At 39.5% G+C, this 19274-nt stretch carries 26 protein-coding genes and 1 tRNA gene; 6 read left to right on the top strand and 21 right to left on the bottom strand.

Going from position 1 to position 19274, the window contains the following annotated elements:
• Window positions 1–13: 13 nt before the first annotated feature.
• From BO48_RS06920 to BO48_RS06880, 9 genes are all read right to left on the bottom strand, one after another.
• Window positions 14–718: an MBL fold metallo-hydrolase gene (locus BO48_RS06920; protein WP_496366694.1), complete on the bottom strand. Its 705-nt coding sequence runs from the start codon at window positions 716–718 to the stop codon at window positions 14–16.
• The gene (bet, locus tag BO48_RS06915) at window positions 719–1510 is read right to left on the bottom strand and encodes a phage recombination protein Bet (protein WP_496366693.1); all 792 of its coding nucleotides are present in this window, start codon (window positions 1508–1510) and stop codon (window positions 719–721) included. It abuts the gene before it with no gap.
• Window positions 1503–3590 carry an AAA family ATPase gene (locus BO48_RS06910; protein WP_496366692.1) on the bottom strand — a complete coding sequence of 696 codons (2088 nt, stop codon included), beginning with the start codon at window positions 3588–3590 and terminating at the stop codon, window positions 1503–1505. The genes bet and BO48_RS06910 overlap by 8 nt, the downstream gene beginning before the upstream one ends.
• Window positions 3591–3687: 97 nt before the next feature.
• Window positions 3688–3855, bottom strand: coding sequence for a hypothetical protein (locus tag BO48_RS06905; protein ID WP_496366691.1), 168 nt, complete (start codon window positions 3853–3855; stop codon window positions 3688–3690).
• A complete protein-coding gene (locus BO48_RS06900; protein ID WP_496366690.1) occupies window positions 3855–4112 on the bottom strand; it encodes a hypothetical protein in 258 nt (85 codons plus the stop codon). Before BO48_RS06900 ends, BO48_RS06905 begins: the two co-directional genes overlap by 1 nt.
• A gap of 9 nt (window positions 4113–4121) precedes the next feature.
• Window positions 4122–4391, bottom strand: coding sequence for a hypothetical protein (locus BO48_RS06895; protein WP_496366689.1), 270 nt, complete (start codon window positions 4389–4391; stop codon window positions 4122–4124).
• Window positions 4392–4396: 5 nt separating this feature from the next.
• Complete coding sequence (locus BO48_RS06890) at window positions 4397–4909, bottom strand: hypothetical protein (RefSeq protein WP_496366688.1); 513 nt, start codon at window positions 4907–4909, stop codon at window positions 4397–4399.
• 150 nt (window positions 4910–5059) lie between these two features.
• Window positions 5060–5833, bottom strand: a complete 774-nt coding sequence (locus BO48_RS06885; RefSeq protein WP_496366687.1) for a Rha family transcriptional regulator — start codon at window positions 5831–5833, stop codon at window positions 5060–5062.
• Window positions 5834–5866: 33 nt separating this feature from the next.
• Window positions 5867–6076 carry a helix-turn-helix transcriptional regulator gene (locus tag BO48_RS06880; RefSeq protein ID WP_496366686.1) on the bottom strand — a complete coding sequence of 70 codons (210 nt, stop codon included), beginning with the start codon at window positions 6074–6076 and terminating at the stop codon, window positions 5867–5869.
• A gap of 277 nt (window positions 6077–6353) precedes the next feature.
• Between BO48_RS06880 and BO48_RS06875 the strand changes: the two genes are divergently transcribed.
• The 5 genes from BO48_RS06875 to BO48_RS06855 all read left to right on the top strand — a co-directional run bounded on the left by BO48_RS06875 (window position 6354) and on the right by BO48_RS06855 (window position 9562).
• Entirely contained in the window at window positions 6354–6704 is a 351-nt protein-coding gene (locus tag BO48_RS06875; RefSeq protein WP_496366685.1) for a helix-turn-helix domain-containing protein, read from the top strand.
• Between the two features lie 57 nt (window positions 6705–6761).
• Window positions 6762–7763: a hypothetical protein gene (locus BO48_RS06870; protein WP_496366684.1), complete on the top strand. Its 1002-nt coding sequence runs from the start codon at window positions 6762–6764 to the stop codon at window positions 7761–7763.
• Window positions 7764–7860: 97 nt separating this feature from the next.
• The gene (locus BO48_RS06865) at window positions 7861–8298 is read left to right on the top strand and encodes an ImmA/IrrE family metallo-endopeptidase (RefSeq protein ID WP_496366683.1); all 438 of its coding nucleotides are present in this window, start codon (window positions 7861–7863) and stop codon (window positions 8296–8298) included.
• A gap of 11 nt (window positions 8299–8309) precedes the next feature.
• Window positions 8310–9344, top strand: coding sequence for a tyrosine-type recombinase/integrase (locus BO48_RS06860; RefSeq protein ID WP_496366682.1), 1035 nt, complete (start codon window positions 8310–8312; stop codon window positions 9342–9344).
• 144 nt (window positions 9345–9488) lie between these two features.
• A tRNA-Arg gene (locus BO48_RS06855) sits at window positions 9489–9562 on the top strand.
• 300 nt (window positions 9563–9862) lie between these two features.
• Here BO48_RS06855 and BO48_RS06850 read toward each other — a convergent pair.
• The 3 genes from BO48_RS06850 to BO48_RS06840 are packed head-to-tail and all read right to left on the bottom strand — an operon-like array spanning window position 9863 to window position 11096.
• On the bottom strand, window positions 9863–10060 hold the full coding sequence (locus tag BO48_RS06850; protein WP_496366681.1) for a CsbD family protein: 198 nt from the start codon (window positions 10058–10060) through the stop codon (window positions 9863–9865).
• A gap of 53 nt (window positions 10061–10113) precedes the next feature.
• Window positions 10114–10665 (bottom strand): GNAT family N-acetyltransferase, encoded by a 552-nt coding sequence (locus tag BO48_RS06845; protein ID WP_496366821.1) that lies wholly within the window; start codon window positions 10663–10665, stop codon window positions 10114–10116.
• A 17-nt stretch (window positions 10666–10682) separates the two neighbouring features.
• A complete protein-coding gene (locus BO48_RS06840; RefSeq protein ID WP_496366680.1) occupies window positions 10683–11096 on the bottom strand; it encodes a thiol-disulfide oxidoreductase DCC family protein in 414 nt (137 codons plus the stop codon).
• Between BO48_RS06840 and BO48_RS06835 the strand changes: the two genes are divergently transcribed.
• Window positions 11079–11315 carry a hypothetical protein gene (locus tag BO48_RS06835; protein ID WP_496366679.1) on the top strand — a complete coding sequence of 79 codons (237 nt, stop codon included), beginning with the start codon at window positions 11079–11081 and terminating at the stop codon, window positions 11313–11315. The genes BO48_RS06840 and BO48_RS06835 overlap by 18 nt on opposite strands.
• A gap of 38 nt (window positions 11316–11353) precedes the next feature.
• Here the strand turns inward: BO48_RS06835 and BO48_RS06830 are convergent, their stop codons facing one another.
• The 9 genes from BO48_RS06830 to trxA all read right to left on the bottom strand — a co-directional run bounded on the left by BO48_RS06830 (window position 11354) and on the right by trxA (window position 19233).
• The gene (locus BO48_RS06830; protein ID WP_496366678.1) at window positions 11354–11842 is read right to left on the bottom strand and encodes a YfcE family phosphodiesterase; all 489 of its coding nucleotides are present in this window, start codon (window positions 11840–11842) and stop codon (window positions 11354–11356) included.
• Between the two features lie 13 nt (window positions 11843–11855).
• A complete protein-coding gene (rdgB, locus tag BO48_RS06825) occupies window positions 11856–12452 on the bottom strand; it encodes an RdgB/HAM1 family non-canonical purine NTP pyrophosphatase (protein WP_496366677.1) in 597 nt (198 codons plus the stop codon).
• A gap of 8 nt (window positions 12453–12460) precedes the next feature.
• On the bottom strand, window positions 12461–13258 hold the full coding sequence (gene racE, locus BO48_RS06820) for a glutamate racemase (protein ID WP_496366676.1): 798 nt from the start codon (window positions 13256–13258) through the stop codon (window positions 12461–12463).
• Window positions 13251–13694 (bottom strand): MarR family winged helix-turn-helix transcriptional regulator, encoded by a 444-nt coding sequence (locus BO48_RS06815; RefSeq protein WP_496366675.1) that lies wholly within the window; start codon window positions 13692–13694, stop codon window positions 13251–13253. Before BO48_RS06815 ends, racE begins: the two co-directional genes overlap by 8 nt.
• A gap of 94 nt (window positions 13695–13788) precedes the next feature.
• Window positions 13789–14556, bottom strand: coding sequence for a succinate dehydrogenase iron-sulfur subunit (sdhB, locus tag BO48_RS06810; RefSeq protein WP_496366674.1), 768 nt, complete (start codon window positions 14554–14556; stop codon window positions 13789–13791).
• A complete protein-coding gene (sdhA, locus tag BO48_RS06805; RefSeq protein ID WP_496366673.1) occupies window positions 14556–16325 on the bottom strand; it encodes a succinate dehydrogenase flavoprotein subunit in 1770 nt (589 codons plus the stop codon). Before sdhA ends, sdhB begins: the two co-directional genes overlap by 1 nt.
• Window positions 16326–16342: 17 nt before the next feature.
• A complete protein-coding gene (locus tag BO48_RS06800) occupies window positions 16343–16954 on the bottom strand; it encodes a succinate dehydrogenase cytochrome b558 subunit (protein WP_496366672.1) in 612 nt (203 codons plus the stop codon).
• A gap of 137 nt (window positions 16955–17091) precedes the next feature.
• Window positions 17092–18858: an excinuclease ABC subunit UvrC gene (gene uvrC, locus BO48_RS06795; RefSeq protein ID WP_496366671.1), complete on the bottom strand. Its 1767-nt coding sequence runs from the start codon at window positions 18856–18858 to the stop codon at window positions 17092–17094.
• A 60-nt stretch (window positions 18859–18918) separates the two neighbouring features.
• Window positions 18919–19233, bottom strand: a complete 315-nt coding sequence (gene trxA / locus BO48_RS06790; RefSeq protein WP_496366670.1) for a thioredoxin — start codon at window positions 19231–19233, stop codon at window positions 18919–18921.
• Between the last annotated feature and the right edge of the window lie 41 nt (window positions 19234–19274).

The following is a 19274-nucleotide window of genomic DNA, read 5'->3' as shown; positions in this document are numbered from 1 at the left end:
AACCCTCCTCTTTTTAATCTTCTATATAAACTGGTATGCCAGTAACTTTCTGAATTTCATCTTTAAATAAATCAGCATTTGAATTGGTATCACTCAGATGTATTAATCTGATCTCCTGCAGTTTTGATAAATCACAAGACCTCAGAAACGCTACGAGATTTTCTACAGATAAGTGGGATTTCATAATCCGCTTGCCGAGAAAATATGGCACAATGCCCGACTCCATGTTTGCCTGCAGCTTCTCAGACGAGTAATTGCACTCGATCAACATATGAGTGATGCCACTGAAAAAGTACCTGATGTAGTAAGTATCTGTAGCGAACAATAGCTTAACGCCTGTTGTCGATTGCATCAGATAGCCCAGAGGCTGCTCTGTATCGTGTTCTACAGAGAATGGTAATATGGTCCATGTACCGATTGAGAACTGCTCCAGGGGCTCTATGCCGTGAAATCTATGATGCTTGATACCCAATGCTTCTTTCTCAAGTTTCCCAATGTACGTATCAATTTCGCTTTTCAGCACACCTTCAAGGCCTTTTGAATGATCCCCATGCCTATGAGTAATGAGACATCCCTTAACACTACTGAGATTGTAATTAAGCGCCTTTTTAATCTTTTTGATAGTGACCCCACACTCAAGTAATAACTTGGTGTGGCCATCATCTATCAGGAAGGCGTTACCCTCCTTGCTTCCGGTAGAAATCGTCTGTATTTTCATTTAGAAGTCCGGATTACTGTCTATCGACATTTGCTCTTCGTGTTGTTCTTGCTCATAAGGGTTTGGTTCTACCGGTGTTACATCTGCCATTTCAGGTTCTTCCTGCTGTATGACTTGCTGTGGCACTTCCTCTTGCGGCTTGAAGTCTAGATGCTGCTTATTAGCGTTTTGTTCAATCTCTCGTTGTACGTTTGTCACTTGATTTATATCGTTGTTAGGCGGAGTTTCATCCTCTGTATACATTGCTCCGAGGGACTCCGGAAATGCCTCTCTTAATGCGTTCACAACTGCTACTTTTCTGATCATGTTCATCGGCTGATTTTTCCATGTCGCTTGTCCTTTGGAAAACTCTTCAAATGAGATTCTGATTTTAACCGGATGCTTTCTATCCTCTCTGTGAATGTGCGCCCATCCTCCGATTAGAACGTCTTCTGGAAGCTTTATAGCACCCTCTATATCCACCATTTCATTTTTTCTAGCCACAATGATTCCTGCTTCCAATCCTTGATACTTACTGTGTGATTCAGCTCTCTTCATGAAGGCTTCCTTACTTACGATTAGGCTTGCCGGTTGACTGCCAAACTTGACTAGATAAGCTTCATTGAGGAATGGGTTCAACTTTTGATATCTGCAGAGCTGCAAGAACATCGTGACCTCTTGATCACTGACCTCGCCATTTCCGCTAACCAAAAAGTTTCTTATGATATTTGGGGAGAGCTTGACCTCCTCGCCATTAACTGTGTACTTGACGGATCGCTCTTGTAATTCGTTGTTAGATTCTTTATTACTCATTATCTACACTCTCCATTTTCAATTTTTTATTTTTAGCACTGACCGTTAATCTGATTTGTTGTCCTTCTGTATCGATGTAGTCAGTGACTGACTCGGCGTTATCAATAACGATTGGAGCAATGAAGTTATAATGCTTAGAAAGAGTATTGATGATGTCTAACCCTGCATTCATCTTCCCTTCAGTGTTCAACCCTTCGTCATAAGGTACGCCGTCCAGAGTAATGTCACACCTTTCTTCCAACCCACCATTAAGCAACTCTTTAAAGAGTTTGAATCTTACATTTTTGAATTTGCTAGATATGTTGGATTCGACAAGTTTCACCTTTGATGTGGTGAATACATTCAACTTGTCTTCCATACCTTCTAACCTTTCATACTCTTCAGCGAGTTCCTCCTGCTCTACCTTCAGTTCTTCGATTCTTTCTAAATCCTTCTTGTAGCTGTTGATCTGTGAAAGTCTTGTGTTTGCTTCAGACAACTCTTCTTTGAGAGTAGATATGGCTTCCTCATGCTTCGAGGTAGTTTCCTCATTGTCTTTGGACAATTTTAAGAGTTCGCCATTCAACTTTTTGTATTCTTCATCATTTTCAATCAGGTTTTCGTATAAATTTTTTGGATGACTTATAATCTCGGATTGTTTTTTGAGTTCCATGACCTGTTCATTTAACTCTTTATATTGCTCAGTATCTTTTGGATTGATGTAGTCACCTTGCAATTCTTTAATTTGAGATTCATTTTTCTCGACAACCGTTCTGATTCTTTCGATTTCATTTTCGGCCTTTTTAATCAAATCCTTAATATTGTCTTCAGCAGCACTGGATTCTTTGCCTTTATTGCTCAGAGATTCCAAACTCTCTTTCAGTGACTTGATGCTCTTTGCCCTCTCCTCGTTGTAACGCTCTTGCTGTCTTTCTCTGTGCGCTTCAATTTCTTCTTCTGGAAGCTTCTGACCACAACAATTACATGTATCTTTCACTTCGAATTCCTTACGTTCTCCAAGTGTTCTATTAAGTTCTTCAGCATCTTTTTTATAGTTTTCTCTGTAGTTGTTCGTTTGATTTTCAGTATCTTTTAACTGCTCCTTGTGTTTAAGTAACCTGGAGTTGTGTATCTCTAGATCTGATTTATCCGCTTCATTCTTATAAGAAAGCTTTCTCAGTTTTTCATTGGACCCTTCATCGAAATTATTCAAATAAACTTTTAAGTCGTTTTCTGCAGCTCTAAGTGAGTTCTCAACATTGAACTTCACTTCATGTTCTCGCTCTCTCATTTTGTTTTTTAAATCAATGACTGTAACGCCGTTCTGCAAGTCATTGATTGATTCTCTTTCGATATCAATCTTCTTTTCTATTTCATCAATTTCTTTTTTAACACTCTCCGGAGCGGTCTCGACCTCCTCTAAGTTTCGATAAATTTCATCAATCCTAATTGGATTACTTTTGAGTTTGTCGTTGACTGCCTTTTTATCTCTTTTGTTAATATCTTTAAGTTCTTCCATCGTGTATTTTTCTAATAACGGTTTTAGTTCATTCAAGTTGTCATCACTCTCAACAACTTGTAGATCGTCAATGCCACCTGTCACTTCCATTACTATGTCTCTGCGTTTATCCATGTCTAAAGTGCTGAAATAGAGTGGGTCAGATACCAATCTGAAGACTTCCATATCTGTAATAAATTCTTTGATGTAGTCATTGAATTCAGCCTTTTTCTTAGGAGCGCCATTGATCTCATAAACTGTTTCGTGACCGGTAAGTGTTGTACTGTGATGCCCACGCTTTTTCGTCCACTTCTCTTTATAGGTTTTCTTCAGAGAAGCTTCTTTGCCGTCAATTTCGAATATCGCTTCCACCGAATGATCTAAACCGCTTATCGTCTCATCATTTTTGAGTGTCTTGATACCGAAATCAGCTTTGTTCAAACTATCTTTATTGAATAAAATCCAGTTGTAAGCATCTGCCAACGTTGTCTTTCCACTTTTGTTTGCTCCTAGAATTCTGACTGTCTTTCCATCGGGTTCAATATCGTATGATTTAAAACCTTTGAAATTTTCGAGCGTTAACTTCTTTAACTTGAATTCCATTTTTAGTCCTCCAATGTTATAATTTAGATATGTTTATTTATCTTTACGTCCTGTTGTCGCAGGGCGTTTTTATTTGAGTGATTCTGGATATTCCTCCTCACCTCCCTTCAACTTCTCTTTTTGCGAAATATGGCAATCCTGTTATGATGCAAAAAATAATCGAAATAAAAAGTGCTGATAAACCTACCACCTTCAAGCCAATGAATATGAGCCCTAGTCCAATCACCATTAATCCGAAGACCGTCAAAGCTATAGCTTCTTTCATTACATCCACCTGCTTTCATTTAGATTCTTTCTTAAATACCTATCTGTGAAGTCTATGAGGTGTTCCACTCTCTGGAAGGTGTAGCTGCCTGCTATACCATCTTTCCTGTGAATCAGAAGCCTCCAGTAGCCCTTGTTATTATTCTCCGGACAGGCCAAGAGGACAAGTTCTTTAGTTTGTTTCTTGTACTCTTTTTCAGAGTCTGAACCAGGTTCAAACCCACTAAGTTTCAAAACAATATGATCCATTGCATTCACCCTTAACCCCTACTTTCTGTATTCGTCCATTATTTTTTGTAACACCTCACGACCTTCAAATCGTTTAATGTAGAACTTTCTCTCCATTTGAATTACACATTTCGAGAAATCTGGATGGTGTAATATATGTTCTTTAAAAAATCCTAGTGTCAGCCCTACCTCTTCAGAGAATTGTTTGGTATCTGCGTAAAGCCTTTCATCCTTGCTAATCTCAGTTGCCACTTCCTTGAACATTTCAATAAGCTGGTCCTTCGATTCGATGACAATTGTTTGTGCCATAGCAATCACCTTCCAATACGTTTTTCTATTCGGTATCTCAAGTTTCTGTTTTTAGATACTTTTCTTAAGTTAATGAACGAGTAATCCTCTGAGAGCTTCATCAACATTGCATTTAGTTCGAATGCCGCATCTAACATTTCAGAGACGATTAATTTAACCTGCTCTTGCTCCTCTTCTGTCAGATGTTCTGGATGCTTATCTAATCGATGATTCTTCAGAGCTTCCTGCATTTCTGCTATTTCTTTGCGTAACCTGTACCTGATGGATAAGCGGTGATCACAGTACACTTCGTCACTCGGCGTTGGCACTCCATAACCAGAGGTCGATTCGAAAACTAAGTCATTTAGAAAGTAAGGGTCATCATTGTTCTTAAAAGCTTTTTCATATAGGCTCATTGATCCAGTTCTTCTGCCTGCTTCAATGTTGGAAATATTCGACTTATTAGTTCCTAAATCAATAGCGATTGCTTCTTGAGTAACATCCGTTCTTTTTCTGAAATTTGAAATGGACTGTTTCATTAAGTTTCCTCCCCGTATATTTTTAATGGTTGTATGTTTACTTGGATGATTGGTAAATTGAATACATAGTTATTTGTTTAATTTATTGATTGAATGCCTGGTCAGCGCTTACTCAACCTCACAAGAGCAATACTCTTTCCTCTTTGAGTTTTATTGCTCTAATTCATCGAAGTTGATACCATACTTGATCGCCATCTTTTGTACTACAGAAATATAGATTTCAATTAACCTCGGTTCTTCTGCAATTACATCTAACTTAGAAATTTTCTGAACAGCAGTCTTTGATAGTCCGTTAGCAAGCGCCTTAGCCTTTCGGTTGTTGACACGTAGATCAAGATTGCAGCGACCTTTCGTCTCCAAGTTCTGATATGCCTCGCTTCTCACATCCTTGTGATACATGCCGCCCCCCAAAGTTTGAGCGATTCGATTAATCACTTTATTTGTATCGTTTCTCCAGTCTTTACTATCGAGAGATACTATTTCTCGGATGTTTCGCATATCATGTTTAATCTCCTTAATAACTTCTCTATCTTCTTTGTGCATTTTGAAGAATAATTCAAGAACGCCTTCTGTAGTTGTTGGCAAACTATACTCTTTTGATTTGATGTAGCTCTCCATTTTGTAAAACTGATCCACATACATTGCTGTGAAAAGGATGCCTTTTTCTCCGGTCATTTTATTGGCGACCATGTCACAACCCTTTTTAGTGAGTAGGTAGTTCTTATACATTTTTCCGGTGCCCGCCTGATAATGACTTTCTATGAAGAAATCATCAGAACGCAGATTTGCGTTTTGTAAAATTGCACTCTTGTAATTTTCTATATCTCGTAATAAGTCTGAGTGCCTCTTTTCGGTCATCACTGCAACTTCTCTGCTATCTGTATAAAGTTCTCCATCCTGTTCAAATACTTGTAACTGATTCATCTAACTCCTCCTATCTACTCGATTCGAGTAAATTCAATCTAAAATTTTTTCGTTAGGAAACAAGACGTCTAGTGGTTCGCCGAGTATCTCAGACAATTTGTAAGCCATATCCAGGCGAGGAACATAGTCTTTGTCTTTTTCTATCTGACTATAATGGGATGATGACTTGTATCCTAGTTGCATCGCTACATGCTTTTGGGTGATGCCTTTAGCCTTTCTAATTTCTTCCAGAGTATGAGCCATAATGCCCTCCTTTCTATCGGTTGCCCACATCAAGGTTACATCGTCGCAATGACCATTGTATGTTTTAAGGTGCGGCTCATATCATCGCTCGCTTTCGCTTAATAACCTTCATATCGACAACCGATTAATTACTCGTTTTGAGTAACTTATAAGTTTATTATATCACTCGATTTGAGTAAGTCAACATTTATTTACTCTTTTCGTAAAATATATTTCTCTTTACGAGTAATTAGAATATAATTAATGTACAGTACAATTCATGAAAGCAGGAGTCATTATGAATGAGAAGAGATTGATTAAGGAAAGAGAGAAAAAGGGATGGACTAAAACTGAGACTGCTAAAAGATTAGGTATAGCAGGTAGTACTTACTCTAGTTATGAGTATGGACACAGGAATCCCGATAACGAAATGCTTGTGCTTATTTCGAAACTCTTCAATGTTACAACTGACTATTTACTAGGAAATGACGAAGTTGAACCCAGAGATCATTTCTCTGAAGCTGAAGCGATCATGTTTAAAGATATAGAGGGTTTTTATGATTTGCCGCCAGAAAAACAAGAAGCGATCAGGCAAACTATCAATGAGCAGATAGAATTTTTAGTACATAGAGAAAATAAAGATAGTTAAATGCTATCCTCTTATATATAATAGGATGTAAATATTAAACATAAAAGGAGAATGTAGATGGATATGGTAATTTTCTTCATGCTATTATTCAGTTTCATAGCCTTTGCTATATTCTTTGTTCTAACTTTAATTTCTATATTAAGAAAGAAAAATTGGAAAAAGAATGCATATATATCTGGTGGATTACTCCTCGCTTCATTTCTTCTATTCGTTTTCTTCGGGACTACACTAACTGATGAAAGTAAAGTCATGACACAACAAAGAACTGAGATAAGAGCTCATGAAGTAAGTATCGAAGAGTATGAAGGGGAAGTATCCGAACTGGAAAAAGAAGTAGCTGCTCTTAATGAAGAGATTGAAACGTTAAACAGCAATGAGCAAGTTGACGTTACTGGTTCGGATAGTATTATCACGGAGCTAGAAAATGATATTAGCGAGAAGCAGGAAATCATAGAAGGTAAGGACGAAGAAATAAAAGTGTTATCAGAAAAGGAAAGCAAATCTGAAATACTTCAACCTAAGATTGATGAATTAGAGAATTCGATAGAAGAATTGGAGAAAGAAAACGAAGAGTTGGCTCAGTTAAATTCTGAAGTCACCAAAGAGAATGAAGGAAAGGAAGATGAACCCGATTCAAAAACGACTTCTTCAGATGAAAAAGATAAAAATAAAGATATCTCCCCTGAAGAAGATATAAAAACAATTATTGAAGAGTCTAATGACGATATAAAAGAGATAACTGTAGAAAAAGACGGAGAATTGTTTCAACCCAAAGTCACTATAGATGGTACAGGGTATTTGTGGGGAGTTGAAAAGAGTGCTAAGAGCGATATTGCAGATGTTGTCTATGCCTTAAAAGATTCTGGTCATAACTATGGTTTTATAAACATTAAAGTGGAGATGGAGTTTATTGATAAATATGGTAACTCAAATTTACAAACAGGTTATGAAGCTGAATTTACCCAAGAGATATTAGATGAATTATCTGATGATAAAATTATGGTTATAGATAAGATAGATGGAGCAGCTAATTATTGGTTTGCTCATCCAGGAATTTAATAAATTTTAACCGGCTGACCACTGGTTTTATTGGTGGTCGGTACTTTTTTAGACTTTAAATAGAACATATGTTCTAATTTGAATCAAGGGGGATTACATGAGTGTTGATGAAGTGGTAGATCAGTTAGCAGAAAAATATATTTGTGATTTTAGTGATTTGAAAATTGAGCATTTAGCACATGTTCTTGATATAAAAATTGGATTTAATGAAGATTCCGATTGCTATGTACGATATCAAGGTAACGACATTATTTTATTGAGACGTAATACCTCTTACGAAATGTGGTTGGCATTTTGTCATGAGTTGGGTCACATGATGCTCCACTCTACAAAGCAGTATTGCATGACTAGGATGTTTAATGAATACCAGGAAAGTCAGGCTGATAAATTCGCAATCTTATTGATGATGCCTGGACACCTGATTAAAAGATATGAATTATATGAAGCTGCAGATTTAGCAGCCTACTTTAAAGTGCCATTTAACCTGGCATTAAAAAGGCTTGAAATGTTTGTTGCCAAACTCAAAATATATTGAGGAGGATATAAATGAAACCAAAAAAGATTAATGGCAGATGGGGATTTGACTTCACCTATCAGCACAAACGTTATAGGAAGAGAGGATTAGCAACTAAAAAAGAAGCGGATATGATGATCAAAGATATCCTCAGCAATCCATCAAATTCAGAAATTAAAAATATGAACATGTTATTTAAAGATTACTTCTTGGATTGGGTTGATACTTACAAGTTGAAAAAGGTAACCTATAAAACGTACAATAGGTATTTGAGGGCACAGAAGGATATCAATGATTATTTCGGAGAGAACCTCAGATTAAAGGATCTAATACAAAGTGAATATCAAACATATTTAAACTTTTTAGGAGAACACTATACAAAAGGCACGATAGATAAGAAGCACCAACCCGTCAAAGCCTCTTACAGACAAGCCATCTATGATGGTTTGGTAGATAAGGATCCTACATTCAATGCGATCATCACAAGTGAAATAGAAGGTATGCCAGAGCACGTTAAATACATGGAGGATTATGAGTATGAGAAGTTCTTGGATTTGTTAAAATCTGATCCTAGGAGGAAAGCGTTGCTCCTCTACATTCTTTGCGTAACCGGAGCGAGATTTAGTGAAGTTAATGGACTGAAAATTTCTAACTTTAATTTCAAAAATGAAACAGTAATGATTGATGGTACTAAAACAGATAGTGCAAAACGAATAGTCGATATATCTTCTGAAGATGCTAAGTATATTAAAAAGAAATTATTTGAAATGGATACTGATATGAGTAGATCTCTCTTTAATTATTCTCACTCTATTGTTTATAGAACTTTTAAAAGATTATTAATCAAGGCGGGGATTGATGATAAAATCATGCATTCTTTGAGGCATACACATATTACTTACCTAATTAATCACGGAGTGGATGTTAGGTATGTATCAGAGAGGGTCGGACATGCCTCTCCAGCAATTACACGACAATTTTATGAGCATAGATTTAAAAGTCGTGATAATATAGAGTCTAGAAGAACTAAAGATGTCATGGATAATTTGAGTGTGACTGAAAGTTAAAAATAGAATACGTCGGTCAATATTCTGTCAACCGACAGCCTAAACCACTGGTATGACTGATTAGTAATCTCCCTCTCGGGACGCTACAGAAAATAGTTCTAAATTTACATACCCTGGTAAACATCGGTTTACTGGGGTTTTTTTGTCCCGGTAGCTCAGCTGGATAGAGCAATGGCCTCCTAAGCCATAGGTCGGGGGTTCGAACCCCTCTCGGGACGCTCACTCGTTATTACTGCTTCCAACATATTGGGAGCAGTTTTTTATTTACATGAGATTAATACGGCCGAATTCGTATAAGCCCATGTGGTTTCCTGAGATATTCGAAGTGCGGCTCTAAGTTCGAATAAAAAGTTATTATTTACGAAGTTATGCGAATTCATGTCACCATCGCATGCACCATATAAAATCACTGGCTTATTAGAACTCAGTTCCAACTCCGGCCGCTCCTCCCCATATACAGCAAAGACCACTGAAATCCGTATTGGCTTTCAGTGGTCACTCTCATACTTTATATGGTTCTAACGGTCTTTATCATCTTTCGTAAACTTATCGATGGTTTCATTCGCCTTATTTTTGGCATCTTCGACAAATTCTTTTGCTTTTCCTGAGCCCTTGTCTTTTTTACCTTCTGATTCCAAATCTTTATCACCGGTTACATTGCCGATGGTTTCTTTAAAATTACCTTTAGCCTGTTCTGTTCTGCTTTCGTCGCTCATATATAACACCTCTCATATAATGTGTAACTTTCAATACCACTGATCAAACCCGTCTAAACATCATGAGCAAGCCATTCACTCTTCAGCATACGGTATAAAATGCAGTCATGAAAGTGGTCATAGAGAAATTCATATTCCTTCATGACACCTTCTTCCGTGAAATTGAGCGACTCCGGTAATTTGCGGCTCCTTAAATTGTTCACACCGCAGACAATTTCTATACGGTTCAAATCCAACGTATCAAATCCGTAGGAAACGGTCACCTCTACACTTTTTCTCATCAGGCCGTGTCCTTCGAAATCCCGGCTGATCCAGTAACCGATCTGCCCCCGTTTGGAATTCGGATCGATTGAGGTGTAGCCGCACATTCCAATAAACTCGTCCCTGTAGAACAAACCGAGTTCCATCCCTGTACCCAGCTCGATATTTTGCTGCCATGACTTGATCATCGCCACATATCTGTGAGAGGTGGTTGTATAGTCCAGCCACGGCAGCCACCTTTTCAAATACACACGATTCTTGTTGACGACCTCAAATATCATTTTACGATCCCGCTGGGTCAGTTCACGCAACTGCGTATCCTCATCTATATTGATTCTAATCATTGTCTTCACTTACCTTCTTATGATGAAATAATTCTTTTTCTGACTTCCGGATTGATTTCACAGGCTTCTCCTCTGTTCAGGCGGTGTCTGTTGCCCGCGATTAAATTATACAGACGGCTTCTTAAACATACAGGCACCACTTTTAAAGCACTGAACACTTTAGTATTTGCCGAATCATTCAGCACTTCAATCACTGCATCACTTCTGATATAAAGATCATCTGAATAATACACTACAGAGTCTATATTTTTTGGTAAAATATCTTCAAGTTCTTTTATTGATGCAAAATAGATTTTTTCCCGGCGGTCCATCTTCACTATCCATTTCGCAAATGTGTTACACATTATACAGTCGTCGTCGAAATATAATATACTGATAATAACACTCCTGTCATAATATAAAGGGGGGATTCGATGAAACAGCCAATCCAAATCTTTTTATCTACATATTTTATAATCATCGCTTTACTTTATTTAACGATGCGCTACAGTTCATTCGATATGAATGCTGTATTGTTTTCAATTTTAAGCGGCCTATTCATCTTGACCATCATTATACTGTACACGAAAAAACAGATCACGATGAACATCTTCACAGTCACTCTGATTTTCCTCACTGCACTAATGCTCCTGAGGCGCCTGATTGAATAAAAAAGGGAAATAACATTGTGTTATCTCCCCTTCTATCCTTATAGATCCAACAGATTCACTTCTTCAAACATTTCGTGGGCTCTGTTAAAATACTGCACCGTGTCTTTTTCTGTATCGAGTACACAGTAGCTCGCTTCCCATTCACCTTTCGGGATGGAAATACTCCCGGGGTTGATACAAAATACTCCATTAATATTCTCCGTGAGTGCAATGTGTGAGTGCCCGTATAAAGCATACTTCGCTTCAAACTCAAGCGCCCGCTCACTCAGTACTTCACGGTCGCTCTTAATATTATAGAGATGCCCGTGAGTCAGGAATATATTCGAATCTTCATCATGCGCTTCTACAGGGAACCTGTTGTCATCATCCACATTGCCTCTGACTTTGTTGAATTTTTCGAGTTCATGATAATCAAACGTGAATTCACTGTCCCCCAGATGAATATTCAAGTCACCTGGATTATGGTCCAATGCACTTTGAACGATTTCTTCCTCTCCATGATTGTCACTGACAATTAAAACTCTCATTAAAATTCTCCTTTTAATTTGAAGTTAATTTTTCAAAGACTTCTTTATCTTCCATCAGTTCATTCAATGCTTTGCTTCTATGACTTATCTTCCCTTTTTCGCTGCTGTTAATCATGCCGAGATATATCCCCTCATAAGTTTTGAACAGAGGATCATATCCAAAACCGAAAGTACCGAAAGGCTCAGTGAGAATCTCGCCTTCCAATTTACCCGTATACGTTCTCGTCTCTTCACCAGGAATGCTGAGCGCTATGACACAAGTAAAATAAGCACTTCTTTCCGTAACGCCTTCCAACGCTTCAAGCAGTTTCTCGTTATTTCGCTCATCCGTTGCATTTATACCGGAATACCTTGCAGAATAAACACCCGGCGCACCTTCCAGTGCGTTTACAGATAATCCGGAATCATCGCTGATGACAGGCAGACCCAGTGCCTCCGATGCCGCCTCCGCTTTTAAAATGGCGTTGCCGCTGAAAGTATCTGCAGTTTCATCAACTTCAAAGTCTGACAGCATCTCCTTGATGCCGACGACTTCATAATCTGTGAATACTGCCTTAAAATCATTTATCTTCCCTTGGTTCCCTGTTGCAATTACTATTTTTCCAGTCATTATTCCACCTACAATTTAATTTCTTGAATCTGATAATCCAGTGCCGGCAGCCAGTCTCTTAAAACATATTCAAAACGGCTGCTGTCACCATTGATCAATATCGTGTGCACTATATCTTCCGCGGATGTTCTCAGCAGATTATTATAGTTCAGGATTGTACTTGTTTCACGGGCTGTCTCATATCCGGAATCGATTACTTTCTTTTCATTATTAAAATAATTCCTTATACCGGCAGACAGCAGAGGATAATGTGTACAGCCCAATATAATTGTATCAGCATCGGTGTGCCTGTGTCTCTTCAAAGACTGATGGATGATGATGCCCGATACCACATCGTCTTTATATCTCAATTCTTCAACCAGCGGCACAAATTTAGGACAGGACAGGCTCAACACGGAAAAACCGCTGTTGATGCCTGTGATTGCATCACTGTATGCATTCGATTTTACAGTGCCTGAAGTCGCCAGTACCAGCACCTTCCCATTTTTACTGTTTTGGATAGCACTTCTTGCGCCCGGCTGAATCACTCCGAGAACAGGAATATCCAGACGTTCCTTTAATATTTCCAGCGCCGCGGCAGTTGCGGTATTACAGGCGATAACAAGCATTTTAATACCTTTATCCACCAGATAATCAGCAATCTGAATGGTATAATCCCTTACATCTTCCTGGCTTTTCTCACCATATGGACATCTTGAAATATCACCGAAATACATAATTTTTTCATGAGGTAGCTGTCTGACGATTTCTTTGACCACTGTCATGCCGCCTACACCCGAATCCATGACACCGATTGGTCTATCCATGAGTAAGCTTTTCACTTTCTCTCAAAATCGACTCCAGAACTTCAGGTAACAGGTCGAGTTCCTTTTTGTCCAGGTGGGCGGTAATATCTCGAATATAGGAGATCCGTTTATTGATGACTTTATTGATGATTTCGTTACCTGTCTTTTCCATCTTCACAAGAACAAGACGTTTGTCCTTCTCGGATTTATATCTTTTCACCAGTTGTAATTTTTCCAATTTATCCACAATATCGGTAGTCGTAGAGTGCGCAAGATACATTCTGTTGGACAGTTCCCCAATCGTTATGCCCTCTTTGTCGCCCACCCATTGCAGGGCAACGAACTGTGGAGGAGAGATTTCATATTCTTTTAATATTTCACGGCCATGCGCTCTGACATGTACTGAAATATACCTGATAGATTTTTCTATTGAAATGATCAAATCTTTATCTGCCATAAATTCCAGTCCCTACTATCATTTTTGTATTAATTATATCGTAAATCGGCATAAAAAAATAGGAAGAGCCTGAGCTCTTCCTAAAATCTGTCCATTAATCCACCTGGTGGTCGCTTCCGAAGAACGACTTGAACATGTGGAAAGTTGTTTCTCTTTGCATAGCAGCAATGGATGTTGTCAGTGGAATACCCTGCGGGCACGCCTCAACACAGTTTTGCGCCATACCGCATTCAGCAACGCCGCCGACGCCCATAAGAGCATCCAGACGCTCGTCTTTGTTCATGCTGCCTGTCGGGTGTAAGTTGAACAATCTCACTTGTGAAATTGCTGCTGCACCCATGAAGCTTGATTTGTCATTGACGTTCGGACAAACTTCAAGACACACACCGCACGTCATACATTTTGAAAGTTCGTATGCAGTCTGACGCTTTTTCTCAGGCATTCTCGGTCCTGGACCAAGATCGTGTGTACCGTCAATCGGCACCCATGCCTGAACACGTTTCAAGTTGTCGAACATGAATGAACGGTCAACCTGCAAATCTTTGACGATTGGGAATGTTGACATCGGTTCAAGCTTGATCGGCTGTTCGAACTGGTCGATCAGAGCCGTACATGATTGTCTTGCTGTACCGTTGATGACCATTGAACAGGCACCGCAGACTTCTTCCAGACAACTCATATCCCATGTTACAGGCGTTGTTTTGTCACCTTTTGAATTCACAGGATTTCTCTGAATTTCCATCAGCGCACTGATGACGTTCATATTCTCACGGTAGCCGACTTCGAACTCTTCCCAATAAGGACTGGATTCAGGATTTTCCTGACGCTTTACATTTATCTTGATTACTTTATTATCAGCCATTATTTTTTGGCACCTCCTGTAGATTTTGAAGTGTAGTCACGTTTACGCGGCGTAATTAAGCTCACATCTACATCCTCATACTCAAATCTTGGTGCTTCCAGATTTCCTTCGAAATGCGCTTTAGTAGTTTTCAGCCACTCTTCGTCATTACGTTCCGGGAAATCCGGTTTGTAGTGGGCACCGCGTGATTCGTTACGGTTAAGTGCACCGATAGTGATTACACGGGCCAGTACAAGCATGTTCCACAACTGTCTTGTAAAGAATGCTGCCTGATTGCTCCACTTCTTAGTATCATTGATGTTAATGTTCTTATAGCGTTCCATCAACTCAACAATTTTCTTATCCGTTTCTTCAAGACGGTCGTTGTGTCTTACAACGGTTACGTTGTCAGTCATCAGTTCACCGAGCTCTTTATGGATGACATAAGCATTTTCTTCGCCGTCCATATTCAGGATATTATTAAATTTATCTTCTTCAGCCTTTTTCGCTCTTTCATATATAGTATCTTCGAGGTCTTCATAAGACTGGTCAAGTTCTTTAACATATTCGATTGCTTTAGGACCCGCGACCATACCGCCATATATGGCAGAAAGTAATGAGTTCGCACCAAGACGGTTACCGCCGTGCTGTGAGTAATCACACTCACCTGAAGCGAATAAGCCGGGGACGTTTGTCATCTGATTGTAGTCGACGTACAGTCCACCCATTGAATAGTGAACTGCCGGGAAGATTTTCATCGGAACTTTACGAGGGTCGTCCCCTGTAAATTTCTCATATATTTCGATGATACCGCCAAGCTTAACATCCAGCTCATGCGGATCTTTATGTGAAAGGTCAAGATAGACCATGTTTTCACCGTTGATACCGAGTTTCTGGTTCACACACACGTCGAAAATTTCACGTGTTGCGATATCACGAGGGACCAGGTTACCATAGTCCGGATATTTCTCTTCAAGGAAATACCAAGGTTTACCGTCTTTATATGTCCAGATTCTTCCGCCTTCACCACGGGCTGATTCACTCATCAGACGGAGTTTATCATCACCCGGGATTGCAGTCGGGTGAATCTGAATGAATTCACCGTTCGCATAAATCGCACCTTGCTGGTAAACGACTGATGCTGCTGAACCAGTGTTGATCATAGAGTTAGTAGATTTACCGAAGATGATGCCGGGGCCACCTGTCGCCATGATGACTGCGTCGGATTTAAATGTTTCAATCTCGCCGCTGTCTATCTTCTGCGCAGTAATACCGCGTGATTTACCTTCATCATCAAGTACCACGCCGAGGAACTCCCATCCTTCGTACTTATTCACCAGGCCGTCAACTTCGTGTTTACGAACCTGCTCATCAAGTGCGTACAACAGCTGCTGCCCCGTCGTTGCACCTGCGTATGCTGTTCTGTGGTATAAAGTACCGCCAAAACGTCTGAAGTCAAGAAGACCTTCCGGGGTTCTGTTAAATGTTACACCCATACGGTCCAGCAGGTGAATGATTTCCGGCGCCGCATCAGTCATTGCTTTTACCGGGGGCTGGTTTGCCAGAAAGTCTCCGCCGTAAACCGTATCGTCAAAATGTATAGCAGTTGAATCTCCCTCACCTTTTGTATTGACTGCTCCATTTATACCGCCCTGGGCACATACAGAGTGAGATCTTTTAACAGGTACGATTGAAAACAAATCAACTTCAGCACCTGTTTCTGCTGCTTTAATCGTCGCCATAAGGCCGGCTAACCCACCGCCGACAACGATGATTTTATTGTTCGCCATGTTTTACACTCCTCTAATTAAATAAACGCTAATATTGCCTGGATACCGATAACACTCACTATAACAAATACAAGAAGTGATGCATAACCCATGTATTTCTGGGCTTTGTCCGACTGTGTGATACCCCATGTAATCATGAAACTCCATAAACCGTTCGCAAAATGATAAACAGTTGCAAGAATACCCACAATATAGAATACCAGCCATAACGGATTTGCTACGATATCCGCAACGAGGTCAAAGTCCAGATCATGACCAAGGAATACCTGTACTCTAGTCTGATACACGTGGATGGCTATGAAAATAAAAGCCAGCACACCAGATACCCTTTGGAGTAAAAAGCTGATATTACGGAACGTACTCGGATAACCGTACTTATAATTGGCTGTGAAAGCTATGTAAATACCATAAATACCATGGAATAATATCGGTAGATAAATAACAAAAATCTCCAGGAATATTACGAATGGTAAATTAGCCATAAAACCGGCCGCCGCATTGAACTCTTCCTCGCCTCTAGTTGCAAAGTGGTTAACCACCAGGTGCTGTACTAAAAAGACACCCAGAGGAATAACACCAAGCAACGAGTGAATTCGGCGTATTAAAAAACTTGAATCTTGTTTCGACACTTGAATTCCCCCCTAACTCTACTATAAGTTACATTTTCACAATCTCTATTTTACGCCTAAGGATACTATAAATCAAGGCACTTTGATGTCTAATCGACATGCTTTTTTAAAGATTGTGAAAATTTAATCATGCAAAGTTACTTAATACCCTCGAGAATATGCTCTGCAACATTTTTGGGAATTCCTATTTCTATGAAGTCATTCACTTCTTTATCCTTCATTCTTTTTATCGAACCAAAGTGTTTCAACAGCTTCTGTTTTCTTTTCGGGCCGACGCCTTCAATGTTATCGAGTACGGACATGGATTGTGATTTACTTCTGATACTTCTGTGGAAACTGATTGCAAAACGGTGCACTTCATCCTGTATGCGCTGCAGCAGATAGAAGCTCTGGGAGTTTTTCTTCATCGGCACAATTTCGCCGTTGTCACCAAATAACAGCTCCGCGGTCTGGTGTTTATCATTTTTTGCAAGTCCCGCAACTGGAATATCCAGAGACATCTCATCCAGCAGTACACTTTTAACCGTGTTCATATGACCGAGCGCACCATCGACAATGATCAGATTCGGCAAAGGCAGCTTTTCTTTCAGCACTCTTGTATACCTTCTTCTGACAGCTTCTGCCATCGATGCATAGTCATCAATATCTTCGACTGTTTTAATCTTGTATTTCCTGTAGTTTTTCTTGCTCGGTTTTCCGTCGACAAAAGACACCATTACACTGACAGGATCCACCCCCTGTATATTCGAGTTGTCAAAAGCTTCAATACGGATCGGCGTCTCTATGTCGAGTGCTTCACCGAGTGCTTCGATTGCCTTGACCGTTCGTCTTTCATCACGTTCGATGATGTCGAATTTATTATCTATCGCTATCTTCGCATTTTTAATCGCGAGTTCCACCATCTCTTTTTTAGCACCGCGCTGCGGCTGGAAAACTTTCGACTCGACGACTTCGGTTATGATATCTTTATTAAATTCCTTAGGAATATGGACTTCTTTAGGCAGCAGGCTCGATTTCAGATCATAGAACTGAACGATATATCTGTAAAATTCTTCTTCGATATCATCCTGAATCGGGAACAGATCGGCCTTTTTCTCTATCAGGTTGCCGTTCCTGATCAGTAACACAGAAATCGACATCCACCCTTTTGACACACTGTAGCCGAATACGTCTCTTGAAGTCATGTCGGCGGTCATCATCTTCTGCTTCATCATCGTGTTTTCAATATGTCCTCTTAAATCCCGGTATTCTTTCGCCTTTTCAAATTCAAGCGCTTCTGATGCCGCCTCCATCTTTTCTTTCAGATCATTCATGATCTGTTCGGTTTCACCATTTAAGAAACGGGTGATTCCGTTAATCATTTCATCATACTGTTCCTGCTTCACATCATATACGCACGGTCCGAGACATTGGTCGATATGATAGTAGAGGCACAGCTTATCCGGCATCGTGTTACATTTTCTGAGCGGATAGATCCGGTCCAACAGTTTCTTTGTTTCATGGGCACTGTAAGCATTCGGATACGGTCCGAAATAAGTCCCGGATGACGGCTTTACCGTTCTGGTGACGAGCAGACGGGGATGTTTCTCTTTCGTAATTTTGATGAATGGATAACTTTTATCGTCTTTCAGGAGAATATTATATCTCGGATAATGTTTCTTAATCAGATTCAATTCCAAAAGCAGTGACTCCACTTCTGTTGAAGTCACTATAAAATCAAAATCTGTTATCTCACGAACAAGACGCATCGTTTTTTCATCATGGGCACCAGTAAAGTATGACCTTACACGGTTCCTTAAATTTTTGGCCTTGCCGACATAAAGAATTTCCCCGTACTTATCCTTCATCAGATAACAGCCGGGTTCTGTAGGCAGTACCGAAAGTTTTAATTTTAATTCTGTCATGGTCATCCCTCTTTAAACTGAACAAATATAAAAAAACCGCCATTGCAGGCGGTTAAATTTTTAAGCGTGTTTTTCAATCAATGCTACAAGTTGTTCTTTTGGCTGGAAACCTACAACTTTATCAACCGGCTCTCCATCTTTGAAAAGAATAAGAGTCGGGATACTCATTACTTCATACTCACTTGCAGTTGCGCCGTTAGCATCCACATCCAGTTTAGCGATGTTTGCTTTACCTTCAACCTCAACCGCAACTTCTTCAAGTACTGGAGCGATCATTTTACATGGTCCACACCAAGTTGCCCAAAAGTCAACCAAAGTTACGCCATTCGCAACTTCTTCTTTAAAATTCGAATCATTCACATCATATAATGCCATGTTTATATACCTCCATTATTTCCAGTTTATAAATTGATTAT

It is taken from the genome of Lacicoccus kunmingensis DSM 17847 (assembly GCF_059568765.1).
This window is presented reverse-complemented; position numbering and strand designations above follow the sequence as displayed.

Excerpts from the sequence above, each read along its gene's own strand:
- BO48_RS06920 (WP_496366694.1), bottom strand. The coding sequence starts at position 718 with ATGAAAATACAGACGATTTCTACCGGAAGCAAGGAGGGTAACGCCTTC.
- bet (WP_496366693.1), bottom strand. The coding sequence starts at position 1,510 with ATGAGTAATAAAGAATCTAACAACGAATTACAAGAGCGATCCGTCAAG.
- BO48_RS06910 (WP_496366692.1), bottom strand. The coding sequence starts at position 3,590 with ATGGAATTCAAGTTAAAGAAGTTAACGCTCGAAAATTTCAAAGGTTTT.
- BO48_RS06905 (WP_496366691.1), bottom strand. The coding sequence starts at position 3,855 with ATGAAAGAAGCTATAGCTTTGACGGTCTTCGGATTAATGGTGATTGGA.
- BO48_RS06895 (WP_496366689.1), bottom strand. The coding sequence starts at position 4,391 with ATGGCACAAACAATTGTCATCGAATCGAAGGACCAGCTTATTGAAATG.
- BO48_RS06890 (WP_496366688.1), bottom strand. The coding sequence starts at position 4,909 with ATGAAACAGTCCATTTCAAATTTCAGAAAAAGAACGGATGTTACTCAA.
- BO48_RS06885 (WP_496366687.1), bottom strand. The coding sequence starts at position 5,833 with ATGAATCAGTTACAAGTATTTGAACAGGATGGAGAACTTTATACAGAT.
- BO48_RS06880 (WP_496366686.1), bottom strand. The coding sequence starts at position 6,076 with ATGGCTCATACTCTGGAAGAAATTAGAAAGGCTAAAGGCATCACCCAA.
- BO48_RS06875 (WP_496366685.1), top strand. The coding sequence starts at position 6,354 with ATGAATGAGAAGAGATTGATTAAGGAAAGAGAGAAAAAGGGATGGACT.
- BO48_RS06870 (WP_496366684.1), top strand. The coding sequence starts at position 6,762 with ATGGATATGGTAATTTTCTTCATGCTATTATTCAGTTTCATAGCCTTT.
- BO48_RS06865 (WP_496366683.1), top strand. The coding sequence starts at position 7,861 with ATGAGTGTTGATGAAGTGGTAGATCAGTTAGCAGAAAAATATATTTGT.
- BO48_RS06860 (WP_496366682.1), top strand. The coding sequence starts at position 8,310 with ATGAAACCAAAAAAGATTAATGGCAGATGGGGATTTGACTTCACCTAT.
- BO48_RS06850 (WP_496366681.1), bottom strand. The coding sequence starts at position 10,060 with ATGAGCGACGAAAGCAGAACAGAACAGGCTAAAGGTAATTTTAAAGAA.
- BO48_RS06845 (WP_496366821.1), bottom strand. The coding sequence starts at position 10,665 with ATGATTAGAATCAATATAGATGAGGATACGCAGTTGCGTGAACTGACC.
- BO48_RS06835 (WP_496366679.1), top strand. The coding sequence starts at position 11,079 with ATGAAACAGCCAATCCAAATCTTTTTATCTACATATTTTATAATCATC.
- BO48_RS06830 (WP_496366678.1), bottom strand. The coding sequence starts at position 11,842 with ATGAGAGTTTTAATTGTCAGTGACAATCATGGAGAGGAAGAAATCGTT.
- rdgB (WP_496366677.1), bottom strand. The coding sequence starts at position 12,452 with ATGACTGGAAAAATAGTAATTGCAACAGGGAACCAAGGGAAGATAAAT.
- racE (WP_496366676.1), bottom strand. The coding sequence starts at position 13,258 with ATGGATAGACCAATCGGTGTCATGGATTCGGGTGTAGGCGGCATGACA.
- BO48_RS06815 (WP_496366675.1), bottom strand. The coding sequence starts at position 13,694 with ATGGCAGATAAAGATTTGATCATTTCAATAGAAAAATCTATCAGGTAT.
- sdhB (WP_496366674.1), bottom strand. The coding sequence starts at position 14,556 with ATGGCTGATAATAAAGTAATCAAGATAAATGTAAAGCGTCAGGAAAAT.
- sdhA (WP_496366673.1), bottom strand. The coding sequence starts at position 16,325 with ATGGCGAACAATAAAATCATCGTTGTCGGCGGTGGGTTAGCCGGCCTT.
- uvrC (WP_496366671.1), bottom strand. The coding sequence starts at position 18,858 with ATGACAGAATTAAAATTAAAACTTTCGGTACTGCCTACAGAACCCGGC.
- trxA (WP_496366670.1), bottom strand. The coding sequence starts at position 19,233 with ATGGCATTATATGATGTGAATGATTCGAATTTTAAAGAAGAAGTTGCG.